Source organism: Paenibacillus durus (assembly GCF_000756615.1).
Classification (GTDB): domain Bacteria; phylum Bacillota; class Bacilli; order Paenibacillales; family Paenibacillaceae; genus Paenibacillus_AQ; species Paenibacillus_AQ durus.
Genome location: NZ_CP009288.1, coordinates 679955 through 692900 on the forward strand (window position 1 = coordinate 679955; position 12946 = coordinate 692900).

General features: G+C 56.3%; 11 protein-coding genes. 9 read left to right on the top strand and 2 right to left on the bottom strand.

What is annotated here, in order from left to right:
* Positions 1–195: 195 nt before the first annotated feature.
* The gene (gene acnA / locus PDUR_RS03170) at positions 196–2934 is read right to left on the bottom strand and encodes an aconitate hydratase AcnA (RefSeq protein WP_042205065.1); all 2739 of its coding nucleotides are present in this window, start codon (positions 2932–2934) and stop codon (positions 196–198) included.
* Between the two features lie 361 nt (positions 2935–3295).
* Here acnA and PDUR_RS03175 point away from each other — a divergent pair, with 361 nt between their 5' ends.
* From PDUR_RS03175 to def, 9 genes are all read left to right on the top strand, one after another.
* Entirely contained in the window at positions 3296–4306 is a 1011-nt protein-coding gene (locus tag PDUR_RS03175; RefSeq protein ID WP_042205066.1) for an amidase domain-containing protein, read from the top strand.
* 19 nt (positions 4307–4325) lie between these two features.
* Positions 4326–5417: a D-alanine--D-alanine ligase gene (locus PDUR_RS03180; protein ID WP_042205067.1), complete on the top strand. Its 1092-nt coding sequence runs from the start codon at positions 4326–4328 to the stop codon at positions 5415–5417.
* A gap of 42 nt (positions 5418–5459) precedes the next feature.
* Positions 5460–5777 (top strand): hypothetical protein, encoded by a 318-nt coding sequence (locus tag PDUR_RS03185; protein ID WP_025688501.1) that lies wholly within the window; start codon positions 5460–5462, stop codon positions 5775–5777.
* Positions 5774–6781, top strand: a complete 1008-nt coding sequence (gene uvsE / locus PDUR_RS03190) for a UV DNA damage repair endonuclease UvsE (RefSeq protein ID WP_042205069.1) — start codon at positions 5774–5776, stop codon at positions 6779–6781. Before PDUR_RS03185 ends, uvsE begins: the two co-directional genes overlap by 4 nt.
* A gap of 98 nt (positions 6782–6879) precedes the next feature.
* The gene (fabI, locus tag PDUR_RS03195) at positions 6880–7650 is read left to right on the top strand and encodes an enoyl-ACP reductase FabI (RefSeq protein ID WP_042205070.1); all 771 of its coding nucleotides are present in this window, start codon (positions 6880–6882) and stop codon (positions 7648–7650) included.
* An 83-nt stretch (positions 7651–7733) separates the two neighbouring features.
* Complete coding sequence (locus PDUR_RS03200; protein ID WP_042205071.1) at positions 7734–8612, top strand: inositol monophosphatase family protein; 879 nt, start codon at positions 7734–7736, stop codon at positions 8610–8612.
* Between the two features lie 27 nt (positions 8613–8639).
* Complete coding sequence (locus tag PDUR_RS03205; protein WP_042205072.1) at positions 8640–8957, top strand: hypothetical protein; 318 nt, start codon at positions 8640–8642, stop codon at positions 8955–8957.
* A gap of 256 nt (positions 8958–9213) precedes the next feature.
* Positions 9214–10491, top strand: coding sequence for a stalk domain-containing protein (locus PDUR_RS03210; RefSeq protein ID WP_042205073.1), 1278 nt, complete (start codon positions 9214–9216; stop codon positions 10489–10491).
* Positions 10492–10595: 104 nt separating this feature from the next.
* Positions 10596–11162 carry a peptide deformylase gene (gene def / locus PDUR_RS03215; RefSeq protein ID WP_042209011.1) on the top strand — a complete coding sequence of 189 codons (567 nt, stop codon included), beginning with the start codon at positions 10596–10598 and terminating at the stop codon, positions 11160–11162.
* A 325-nt stretch (positions 11163–11487) separates the two neighbouring features.
* Here def and PDUR_RS03220 read toward each other — a convergent pair whose 3' ends face one another.
* Positions 11488–12804, bottom strand: a complete 1317-nt coding sequence (locus PDUR_RS03220) for a glutamate-1-semialdehyde 2,1-aminomutase (protein ID WP_042205074.1) — start codon at positions 12802–12804, stop codon at positions 11488–11490.
* Positions 12805–12946 lie beyond the last annotated feature (142 nt).

The following is a 12946-nucleotide window of genomic DNA, read 5'->3' on the forward strand; positions in this document are numbered from 1 at the left end:
TAATCGGTGGAAGGACGGGTTCATTTCTTAAAATATTAGAAATTATAAGTTGAGCGCTTATTATTTTGTCTTATATTTCTACGAGAAACGGTGCCGTCCCTAAAAGGACGGCGAAGCCGTTTCTTCTTGTTTAGCAGCTAAAGCGGGTTATGCCCGGAATGGCCTCACGGGATATGCCCCGCGCCGTTCCTTATATTATTCCGCAGTCGTAGCAGTAGGAGACGCGTCCGCCAGCATTTGGCGGAGCACCGTTTGCAGGATGCCGCCGTTGCGATAGTAATCGACATCGACCATGCTGTCGAGCCGTGCGGTAACCCGGAATTCGAACTGGGTGCCGTCCTCGCGGGTGGCAGTAACTGTCAGCTCCTGGCCGGGCTGCACGTCATTGCTGAGGCCGGTGAAGTCGAAGATTTCGCGGCCCGTCAGTCCAAGGCTGCTCCAGCTCTGACCTTCCTGGAACTGAAGCGGCAGCACGCCCATGCCGACAAGATTGCTGCGATGAATCCGCTCGAAGCTTTCGGCGATGACGGCTTTGACGCCCAGCAGGAACGTGCCCTTGGCTGCCCAGTCGCGCGAGCTGCCCGTGCCGTATTCCTTGCCTGCAATGACGACCAGATTCTGCTTAGCCGCCTGATAGCGCATGGAAGCGTCATAGATCGGCATAACTTCGTTGCTCGGCAGGTAGGTGGTGACGCCGCCTTCCGTTCCCGGAGCGACCGCGTTGCGGATCCGGATGTTGGCGAACGTTCCGCGCATCATAACTTCATGGTTGCCGCGGCGGGAACCGTAAGAGTTGAAGTCCTTGCGCTCCACGCCATGTTCGCTCAGGTACTTGCCGGCGGGGCCGGATGTCGTAATATTGCCCGCAGGCGAGATATGGTCGGTGGTTACGGAATCGCCCAGCAGGGCAAGTACGCGCGCGCCGTCGATATTCTCGATGTCGCCTAGACCGTCCGCCAGATTCTCGAAGAACGGCGGGTTCTGGATATACGTCGAATTCTCGTCCCATTCGTACAATTCGCCTTCCGGCACGGGAATCGCGTTCCAGCGCTCATTGGCCGTAAACACATGCTCGTATTTGCGGCGGAACATTTCCGGGCTGACGGACAATTTAATCGCTTCGCTGATCTCGGCGCTGGTCGGCCAGATGTCTTTCAGGTATACAGGCTCTCCCTGAGGATCGTAACCGAGCGGATCGTTTTGCAGGTCGATATTGACCGTCCCGGCGATCGCATAAGCTACAACCAGCGGCGGGGAAGCGAGATAGTTCGCCTTAACCTGGGCGTGCACACGTCCTTCAAAGTTCCGGTTGCCGGAAATGACGGACGCAACGGTCATATCGTTTACGGCAACCGCCTGGGCAACCTCATCCGGCAGCGGGCCGGAGTTGCCGATACAAGTGGCGCAGCCGTAGCCGGCCACGTAGAAACCGAGCGCTTCCAGCGGCTTCAGCAGGTCCGCCTTCTCCAGATATTCCGTGACGACCAGCGAACCCGGCGTCAGGCTGCTCTTGACATAGCCCGGCTTGGTCAGGCCGCGTTCCACAGCCTTCTTCGCGAGCAGGCCCGCGCCAAGCATAACGCTTGGATTGGAAGTGTTCGTACAGCTTGTGATCGCCGCGATGACGACTGCGCCCGTGCTGAGCTCGCTTTTGCTGCCGTCTTTGTGAACAAGCTCGACCTTTTGCGCAATTTTCTCGTCGCTGAGGCCGTAGCCGCCCTTGTCTACAGGGGTGCGGATAATGCCTTCAAAGTTCTCTTTCATATGAGTAAGCTCGATCCGGTCCTGCGGACGCTTCGGTCCAGCTAAGCTCGGCACAACCGAGGCAAGATCCAGCTCGATCGTATCGCTGAATACCGGGTCCGGCGTTTCCGCCGTACGGAACATGCCTTGGGCTTTGTAATACGTCTCAACCAGATCCACCAGCTCATCGGGACGTCCCGTGCTGCGCAGATAGGAAAGCGTTTCGTCGTCGACCGGGAAGAAGCCGATCGTCGCGCCGTATTCAGGCGCCATATTGGCGACCGTCGCCCGGTCGGCCAGGCTGATATTGGCAAGGCCAGGGCCGTAGAATTCGACGAATTTGCCGACCACGCCTTTTTTACGCAGCAATTGGGTAACGGTCAGCGCCAGATCGGTTGCCGTAGCGCCTTCCACCAGACTGCCCGTCAGCTTGAAGCCGATAACGTCAGGGGTTACAAAATAGAGCGGCTGCCCCAGCATGCCGGCTTCCGCTTCGATACCGCCGACGCCCCAGCCTACGACGCCTAGACCGTTGATCATCGTCGTATGGGAGTCCGTGCCTACCAGCGAATCCGGATACACGGTCGTCTCTCCGTCAGCCGTCTTCGTGGCTGCTACCGAAGCGAGATACTCCAGGTTGACCTGATGCACGATGCCGGTCGCCGGAGGAACGGCGCGGAAATTGTTGAATGCCGTCTGCGCCCAGCGCAGGAAGCGGTAGCGTTCCTCGTTGCGTTCGAATTCAACGTTCATATTGTATTCCAGCGCATCCTTGGTGCCGAAGGCGTCGACCATAACCGAGTGGTCGATAACGAGGTCGACCGGCACGAGCGGGTTGATCTGCTTCGGATCGCCGCCGGCTTTTTTCACGGTATCCCGCATGGCCGCAAGGTCTACAACCACCGGTACGCCGGTGAAATCCTGCAGCACGATCCGCGCCGGAATGAATGGGATTTCCTTGCCGCGGTCGATGTCGCCGGCCCATCCGGCCAGCTGTTTGACATGCTCTTCCGTAATAGCTCTTCCGTCGAACTGGCGGACGGCGGCCTCAAGCAGCACTTTAATGGAAAAAGGAAGGGAAGAGATGCTGCCGAGTCCTTGCTGTTCAAGGGATTGAAGATCGTAATAACGGTACGTTTGGCCGCCCGATGTGAACGAGCGAACCAGATTGAAATTATCCTTGCTTGGCATGAATGTGCCTCCTTGTTTCATCTGTTGAAACTCCATTTCATATTCAACTCTGTCTATTTAGTATAACGGTTACAGGAGGTCGAGTAAAGTTTTTTCCTTCATTTTATTCGAAAAATCCGCTCCTCTTCCGGCCCTGAATCCCAAGTCAAATATTTGAATTAAACTTCAAGGCCAACACAGCACTTTGCGGAGTTATTGTCCGTATAGCCGCCCGCTCTGCCTCATATACATAGTACAGCAGCATATTGTCCTGGCGAAGCGCAGCCTTTGGCCCGGGAATTTGCTTTAGGCGATTTTCTTGCGGGTAACGCGTAAGTTCGGCAGATTCATGTATCTGTGCGGGAAGGGGCGAAAATGGGCAATGGATCAGAAATGGAAGCAAAGCCTGTATGTATATGTCGATTCATGCAACAAGAGCCGGGTGGTTCCCGAAGAGGAAGTCTTCACCGGCGCTTTGAGCGAACCGGACATCCGGCTCGGGCAGCAGCAGCACGGCCGGAGGATTACGAAATGGTACAGCGATAGAGGGATCACGCCCCGGCGCTGCGAGACGGGGGTCAAGGTGCTGCGGACGGCGCAGCGAGATTCGGGGGACGTTGTAGCGGAAGTTGCCCTGCACAGCGCATTTTATTATGAAAAAGGCGGGGTCACGCACCGCGAAGACAAAGTGGAGCGGGAGCGCCTGACCTTTGCGAATGCTAACGGGAATGCCGGGTGGGCTGTCGCCGGTGTGGAGCGGGATATTGCGGAGAAGGTTCCCCGGAAAGGTGCCGGAGTGTCTCCGGCGGAACTCTCCGGCCTTGAAGCGCCGCCTTTTCCGGGGCCGCTGCTAAGCCGCAGGGTGATAGGCCCTTCCGTCCGCGATGTCCGGTACCGCCGGGAAGATGCGGCGGCGTACGCGGACCGGTGGTGGAATGAGAACAATCCGGAATTTGAAACATTCGCCGTGGACTGCACGAATTATGTCTCCCAATGTCTCTTTGCAGGGGGGGCACCGATCAACTATACTGGTAAAAGAGAAACGGGCTGGTGGTATAAAGGCTACGTCGGCAAGCAGGAGGAGTGGAGCTTCAGTTGGGCTGTCTCGGACAGTCTGCGCCGCTATCTGGACGGGGAACGCCGCTACGGCCTTCGCGCGGAAACCGTGGAGCGGCCCGAACAGCTGATGCTTGGTGACGTCATCCAGTACGACTGGGACGGAGACGGACGCTTTCAGCACAGCACGATCGTTACGGCCTTTGACGCAGGCGGCATGCCGCTTGTCAATGCGCATACGGTGCCAAGCCGCCATCGCTACTGGGATTATCGCGATTCCTATGCCTGGACCGACAGGACGGCGTACCGTTTTTTTCACATTTACGATTATCTATAATCCGGAAAGAGGTTAAGGAATGGACAATGCAAAACTGACAGTGGGTCTGGTGTACGGCGGCAAATCGGGAGAACATGAAATATCGCTGCAGACTGCTTTTGCCGTGATGAACGCTTTCGACTACGATAAATATGAAATCCTCCCTTTTTATATTACGAAACAGGGGCTGTGGAAGATCGGTGAGAAGCTTGAAGCTCCGTTCAGCCATCTGGAGCAGCTTAAGCTGGAAGGAGTGTCCGCAGACACGGGCAAGGCGCTGAACGCCGTATTCAGCGGTCTCGGCGGTGAAAGCGTGGTCGACGTGATGTTCCCGCTGCTTCACGGCACGAATGGTGAAGACGGAACGATTCAAGGCTTGTTCGAGATGGCTAATATTCCTTATATCGGCGCGGGCGTGCTGGCCTCGGCTGTGGGCATGGACAAAGTCGTCATGAAGAAGCTGTTCGCGGAAATGAGGCTTGAGCAGTGCCGGTACGGTTATTTTAATGCCGCCATCTGGAAGAGCAAGAGCCATGATCTGATTGTCGGAATTGAAGATAAGCTCGGCTATCCGGTATTCGTGAAGCCGGCCAACCTGGGCTCCAGCGTCGGTATCTCCAAAGCCGTAGATAAGGAGAGCCTGATCAAAGCGGTTGAGACCGCCTTCCGTTACGATACCAAGGTTCTTGTCGAGGAATTCATTGAAGGGCGCGAACTGGAGGTCAGCGTGCTTGGCAACGACGAGCCGGAAGCATCCGTTCCCGGCGAAATCGTCTCCTCCGGAGAATATTACGATTACGCGGCCAAGTATATCGACGGCAAATCGCAGATGCTGATTCCGGCTTCCGTCGATCCCGAAACGGCCGACCGTCTGCGGGAGCTGGCACTGGCTGCTTACCGGGCTATTCAGGGCAGCGGCATTGCGCGGGTCGACTTCTTCCTTCGTAAATCCGACGGCAGAATTTTGATCAACGAGGTCAACACGATGCCCGGCTTCACGCCGTTCAGCATGTATCCGCTCTTGTGGCGCGAGACGGGCCTATCCTACCAGGCGCTGCTGGACCGCATGATCGCGCTTGCCTTCGAGCGTTATCAGCTCAAGCAGGGCTTGAAATACGATAACGAGCAATAATAAACAATAGGCGGATCATCCGGCCGGAAAGGAGAAGGGATTATGGGATTTCAAACGGAGTTTAATTCGGTATGCAAATTCAAGAATGAGCAGGAGCTGTACGAACTGCTGGAATACGGACGCTGTAAAATGCTGAAGCAGGGGTTCCGCATCTTTCCGACCGGACAGAAGGTTATTGCCTATACGCCGGACAACATTGCCGTGGCTATCGTGAAAATCTCGGCGTCTATCGCGGAGATCAACTTCCAGGGCCATGAAGTCACCGCGGTCGAGATGGAGCTTGTCCGCAAGCTGAACGACGAAGAATCCAGAGTACAGACGGCGCTGGCTGACGAGATGTTCTTCGGGGAACGGGAATGATCGTCCGCTTCGGCTATGTCGCGATGTCCACCGTCATTAAAAATTGTTCACCATCCAAGACGATGACGATGGCTTCATTCAGCAAGCTGCAAGACCGCGAGGCGGCGATTCGCCGCCTTGAGTCGATTGCCAGAGGCAATTTGCATAATACGCTCAGGCTGCTGAGACATAACCGGGCGTCCGGCATAAAGGTGTACCGGATGACCTCGAAGCTGGTCCCTCTGGCTACCCACCCGGAGCTGCGGGACTGGAATCCGTTTGCCGCGCTGGCCGATGATTTTGCCGAGGTTGGCCGTTATATCAAGGAGAACGGGATAAGGGTGTCTTTCCATCCCGATCATTTTACTGTGCTGAGTACTCCTCGTCCCGAGGTGCTTGCCAGTTCCGTCCGAGACCTGCGGCATCATACGGACATGCTCTTCGCAATGAATCTTCCGGCCACGGCCAAGAACAATATTCATATTGGAGGAGCCTACGGGGACAAATCTTCTGCGGCGGCGCGGTTCGCGGAGCACTTCCGGGAGCTCGTGCCGGAAATGCAGGAACGAATCACGCTTGAGAACGACGACAAGACGTTCAATGCAGTGGAGACGCTTCAGGTCTGCAAGACGCTCGGCCTGCCGATGGTGCTGGATATCCATCATCAATGGGTGAATAACGAGGGGGAATCTCCCTGGGAGCTGTGGCCGGAAGTCAGCCGGACCTGGCAGACGCCGCTGGCCCAGAAGGACGCTGCAACAGATAAGCCGCTTCCGCCCAAGATCCACGTGTCCAGTCCCCGCAGCCCTTCCGATCCCCGGAGCCATGCCGATGGCGTTGAGCCGGGGCCGCTGCTTGCTTTTCTGAAACGGATCGCGCCTTGTACGCCGGCGGTGGATGTGATGATTGAAGCTAAGGCGAAGGACGGGGCGCTGTTTGAGCTGATGGAGACGCTGAAAGGACAGGAAGGCACAGAAAGCGGAATCGCTGTATTGGACGGAGCGAGCATCGGTATCGAGGCATAAATTATAGCCTGTCTGACTTGATAAGTGGCCGCAAATGAGGTACTTTGAAGGAAACTTTGGTTTACCCGCAAAACTTAACAATTAAAGGAGCATATAAAATGGGAGAACTGCTGACCGGAAAAAACATTGTTGTGATGGGTGTGGCGAACGATCGCAGCATCGCCTGGGCGATTGCCAAAAGCCTGTCGGAACAGGGAGCGCGCCTTGCCTTTACATATGAGAGCGAACGTGTGGAAGGACGGGTGCGCAAGCTGGCCGAGACCATTCCCGGTTCAGTGATTCTGCCATGCAACGTTACGGTTGATGAGGAAATCGACAAGCTGGCAGAGGAACTGAAAGAGAGCTTTGGCGTGCTGCACGGCATTGTTCACAGCATCGCCTTCGCCAAAGGGGAGGACCTCGAAGGCCGCTTTGCCGACACCTCACGCTCGGGCTTTGCGCTGGCGCATGATATCAGCGCCTACTCGCTGGTTGCGGTCGCCCAGCGGCTGCATCCGCTCATGACCGAGGGCGGCTCCATTATCACTATGACGTATATGGGCTCGGAGCGCGTCATGCGCAATTATAACGTAATGGGTGTGGCAAAAGCGGCGCTTGAGGCTTCGGTGCGCTATCTGGCGAGTGACCTGGGTCCGGATAACATCCGGGTAAACGCCGTTTCGGCCGGACCGATCCGCACCTTGGCTGCCAAAGGCATCAGCGATTTCAACTCGATTCTGCGTATCGTGGAAGAGAAGGCGCCGCTTCGGCGCAGTACGGATTCCGCCGAGGTCGGCGATACGGCGATGTTCCTGATGAGTCATCTGTCACGCGGGATTACCGGAGAAGTAATTTATGTGGACGGTGGATATCACATCATCGGAGGTTAGCAAGCGGGCCGGACGGCAGGTCCCCGCGAGCTGCGAAGGATCGCTGGACCCGGCTATCAAGTTGAAGAAAGCGGAGTGAAGAGATGAGTTCTTTAAATCCTAATGGCAGTAAAGAGCGGGAACCTTATGTCGTATCCGGCAAAGGTTATACGGCGGTAGCCATCAATGCGGCTGCCAAAGCCGGAGAATATATCAAGAGCAGACAAGGGACGGTAAAGGAACTGGGAACGAAGTCATCGGCGCGTGATCTGGTGACGGAAGTGGATAAAGGCGCAGAGCAGATGATCCGCAGACTTGTGATGACGCACTATCCCGATCATGCTTTTCTGGGTGAGGAAGGAGTCGAACCGGGAGCCAATGCCGTAACCGCCGCACTGGAGGAGCTGAAAGACAACGAGTATCTCTGGATCGTCGACCCGGTGGACGGAACAACCAACTTCGTCCACGGTTTTCCCTTCTACACGGTATCCATCGCACTTGCCGTACGCGGCGAATTGACGGTTGGCGTTATTTACGATCCGGTGCGCGATGAAATGTTTGTGGCTGAAAAAGGAAAAGGCGCTTACGTGCATGGCGTCAAGACTGCCGTCTCTTCGGAAGCCGCGCTTGACGATAGTTTGATTGCTATTGGCTTTCCGCCGGACCGGCAGTTTGCCCAACCGACTAATCTGGCTGCCTTCCAGAACATCCTGCCGAAAGTACGCGGCGTCCGCGCCGGGGGCTCCGCCGCTCTGCATCTGGCTTATGTGGCCGCAGGAAGGGTCAGCGCTTACTATGAAGCGGGTCTAAGCCCTTGGGACTGCGCCGCCGGTGTGCTGCTGGTCAAGGAATCGGGCGGAGTGGTTACCGATATGCGGGGTGAGCCGTATCATATCGGCACACGCCACATTGTGGCTTCCAACGGGCATATTCACGAAGACATTCTATCTTCCCTGAAAGAAGCGGGAGCGACCGGATTCTAGCATATACAGAAGGAGGCAGGGCTTAGGATGAACGGGAAGGAAGACCTGGAACGTCGCTTAAGCGAAATGCTGACCGAAGGCGAACTAGAGCAAAGCAGCCGCGAAGCGGGACAGCGCCATTCCATATCGCCGAAATACGAAATACGCATTCAGACCGCGCTTGATCCGATTGTGGAGGAGACTTACCGTTATCGGGAAATGGCCCGGGAACTGGACGACAGATATGACAAATATCTGGAACGGGCGCGGACAAAAGAACGGAAGGATGCCTCTTCCGATCCGATTTCCAGCACGGCTTCCGATACGCCGGCGGACGGGAAGGAGCTTTCCGAAGGCGGCGGATAGAATGGCCGGAACCACGGCGGTGAACGGATATGCGGGACCTTAGCCGGTGCATTTATAACATAACAGGAGTCCAGGGACGTGTTGCAGCGGACCCGGGCTCTTTTTAACATACAGAGTTCTGGTAGAAGCGTCCTGTGAAGCCGAAGCTCGCTTGCGGCATATTTGGAGCGGGGGTGCCAAGTATACCTTTATGGGTATCCGAATGAATGATAGAATGAAATAAATGGAAGAATCAATACATACTTGGAGGGATATAATGATTGATTTGCGGAACAAATGGACAGCCGCCGTAATCTGCTTACTGCTCGTAACCATGCTGCTTGGCTCGGGAGTCCAAGACGCTTCGGCAGCCGCTGTGGAAGCGGCGCAGCCGGATGTTGTCAGCATCGTGACGCTGGGGGACTCCATCACAGCCGGCTATGAGCCGGGCATGAATCTGAGTTCCCAGCCTTACGGTTACGCGGAACGCCTGCTGGAGCAGGCGTGGTTTCACGGCAAGCGCGCCACGCTGGGCAACTATGGCATCTTAGGGCTGACGACTGCCGGACTTCGAAATTACACGGCAGCGATCAAGGACGGCACATCCATTACCGCTGACAGCATCCAGCCCGGCATTGCCGATCCGCGCCTGGATTCGTTTGCGGCCAAAGCCGAGCAGGCCAAGGCCGATATTGCCGCAGCGAAACTGATTATGATCACCATCGGCGGCAATGATGTGAGCAGTCTGCTGCAGCAGGCCAAGGATATGTCGGATGCCGATCTAAAGGCCCGCGTGCAAGAGCTGCTGGACGCTTATACAGCTAATGCCACCGCTGCGCTGGAGAACATAAGAGCGATGAATCCGAACGCGACGATTATCATTGCCGACCAATATCAGCCCGTTCCGCAGCTTTATGCCGGCCAGAGCTATGCGAAGCTGATGGGCGCTGCCGCAAGCTTTACGCAGGCCACCGACAGTTTGGCCGCTAACGTAACGCGCGCAGACGCCCCCGTATTGGTCGCTCATGCGGCCTCGCGGTTTGCGGGCCAGGAGGGGTCATTGACGCATATTATCTCAGACTCCGATTTCCATCCGACCCAGCTTGGCTACGAGACAATTGCCAAGGTGTTCTCTGAAATGGTATGGGGCGATTACCGTGTGCCGAGCACGTTCCTGACCCCCTCCGCCTCGCAGCGGCCGATGACGATTGTCGTTAACAGCACGGAGCTGAATACGCCCAACAAGCCAATCGTCCGCAGCAGCCAGAATTTCCTTGCGCTGGCGGATGTGCTGAAGGCGATGGGAGCAAGCGGCAAATGGGACAACAAGACCGCAAGCGCGACGATTGTTTACGGAGACCGGACAGTGGTCATTACGATCGGCTCCAAGACGATACAGGTGAACGGGCAAAAGATCGCGATAGACAACCCGGCCTTTTTACAGAAGACAGGCAAGGAAGTCAAGACGTATTTGCCGCTGGCCGCGCTGGCCACGGGTCTGGGCTTCGATGTGGAGTACAGTGCGCAGCTGCGTACCGCTTTTATCAATCCTTAAATATAATAATAATTAAGCAAGCGCGTATTAAAATTTCATCAAGTGAAGCAAAGGTGGAGAATACGGTGTCCGAAGCAAAGTTTACGCAAGATTATGTGATTACGATGGATGATATTGTAAGAGAGGGGCATCCGGCGCTTCGGACTGTCACGGAGCCGATTAAGCTGCCTTTGACAGAGGAAGACCGCGAAACGCTGCTGTGCATGCTACAGTTCCTGAAGAACAGCCAGGATGAGGAGGCGGCGGCCAAGTATAAGCTGCGCTCAGGAGTGGGGCTCTCTGCCAATCAGATTGGGCTGAGTAAGCGGATGTTCGTCATGTTTACCCAGGATGAGCATGGCGCCCTGATCGAGCATGCCCTCGTCAATCCCAAAACCGTCAGCCATTCTGTGGCGATGGTCTATTTGCCGGACTGCGAAGGCTGCCTGTCGGTCGACCGTCCGGTTCAGGGCTTTGTTCCAAGATATGAATCGGTCAAGGTAAAAGCTTATGATTTTGCGGCGGGCAAAGAGGTCCAGCTTCGCTTCAAGGGCTATACGGCGATTGTCTTTCAGCATGAGATGGACCATCTGGACGGAATCATGTTCTACGACCGGATCGATAAAGAGAATCCGTTCAAGCTGCCGCAGGGCGTTCCGATCCGTAGTCTGTATGACCGGGACGGGGAATAACACTGAAACAAATGATCTGGAAATGAATGATTTTCTGCAAACAAGCGTACATTATGAATCAAGGCGGCTGCAGCTTGCGTAACCGAAAGCGTCGGCCGCTTTTCTTCTGCGTTATTTCGGCGGAAAAAAAGGGCTGCTTGCAAGGATATCCCCATCGGATCATCCGCTTCAACAAGACTGTCCCCGGCCTTGTGAGCCGTTAGCGGTGCGCTGGCTTAGGACTGACTACCCCACCGCACGCCAAAAAGCCGTTCAAGGACGACAGTGTCTGTCTTTGAACGGCGTATATTCTTGAAATATAAGACTGTATAAGCTTCGCGTCAGCTTATCTTTCTTCCTTCATCGCACGGAAGGAGGCTTCCGCCGCTTCCAGGGTAGCATCGATGTCTTCATCGGTGTGCGCCGTGGTCAGGAACCACGCTTCGAACTTCGAAGGCGCCAGATTGATGCCGCGGTTCAGCATATGGCGGAAGAAGCTGCCGAATGCTTCGCCGTCGGTAGCTTGAGCCTCGTCGTAGTTGGTGACAGGATGATCGCAGAAATGGGTGGAGAAGGCGCCACGGATGCGGTTGATTGTCAGCGGAATGTCGTGACGGTCCGCCGATTCTTTCAGTCCGTCCGTCAAGCGGATCGCCAGCCGCTCCATTTCCTCGTATACGCCTGCACCCTGCAGAACTTCCAGGCAGGCGATGCCTGCCGAAATGGATGCGGGATTGCCCGCCATCGTGCCGGCCTGATAAGCCGGTCCGAGCGGCGCGACCTGATCCATAATTTCCTTGCGGCCCCCGTAAGCGCCGATCGGCAGGCCGCCGCCGAAGATTTTGCCCATCGCCGTCAGATCGGGGATGATCTGATCATGGTTGGCAAGTCCGGCGTAGGTCTGCGCGCCGCCGTAATGGAAGCGGAAATTGGTAATTACCTCGTCGTAAATGACGAGCGAGCCATTGTCATGCGCCAGCTTGCACATGCCTTCAAGAAACCCGGGCTTCGGCATAACCATGCCGAAGTTGCCGACGATCGGCTCGACCATGACGGCGGCGACATCACCGCCCCATTTGTTCAGCGCCTCGCGCAGCCCGTCCAGATTGTTGAACGGCACGGTAATGACTTCGTGCGCGATGCTTACCGGAATGCCGGCGCTGTCCGGGATGCCCAGCGTGGACGGGCCGGAGCCTGCGGCGACCAGCACCAGGTCGGAATGGCCGTGGTAGCAGCCGGCGAACTTGATGATCTTGGTCCGGCCGGTGAACGCCCGCGCGACCCGGATCGTCGACATGACGGCTTCGGTGCCGGAATTGACGAACCGGACTTTGTCCAGCGAAGGAATGGCTTCCTTGATCATTTTGGCGAGGGTAATCTCGAGCGCCGTCGGGGTTCCGTACAGCACACCGTTCTCCGCGGCCTTCGTAATGGCGGCGGTAATATGCGGATGGGCGAACCCGGTAATAACGGGACCGAAGGCCGCGAGATAATCGATGTAGCGATTGCCGTCCTCGTCCCAGAAATGGGCGCCGGAGGCGCGCTTCATGAAGACGGGCGCTCCGCCGCCTACTGCCTTGAAGGATCTGGAGGGGCTATTTACGCCTCCAACGATGTGCTGGAGCGCTTCCTGGTACAGCTGTTCTGAGGTGGAACGATTCATAAATGGGTCATCCTTTCGGCTCGGTGTTCTTGCTGAGCTCATATTTGGGTGCACGCGCGTCAACGGGCGGAAGGCGCCGATCCGCCGTCCGCCCGTGAGGGGCAATGCCTGTTATGCTGTCTGTCATGTAACGACTTATGCG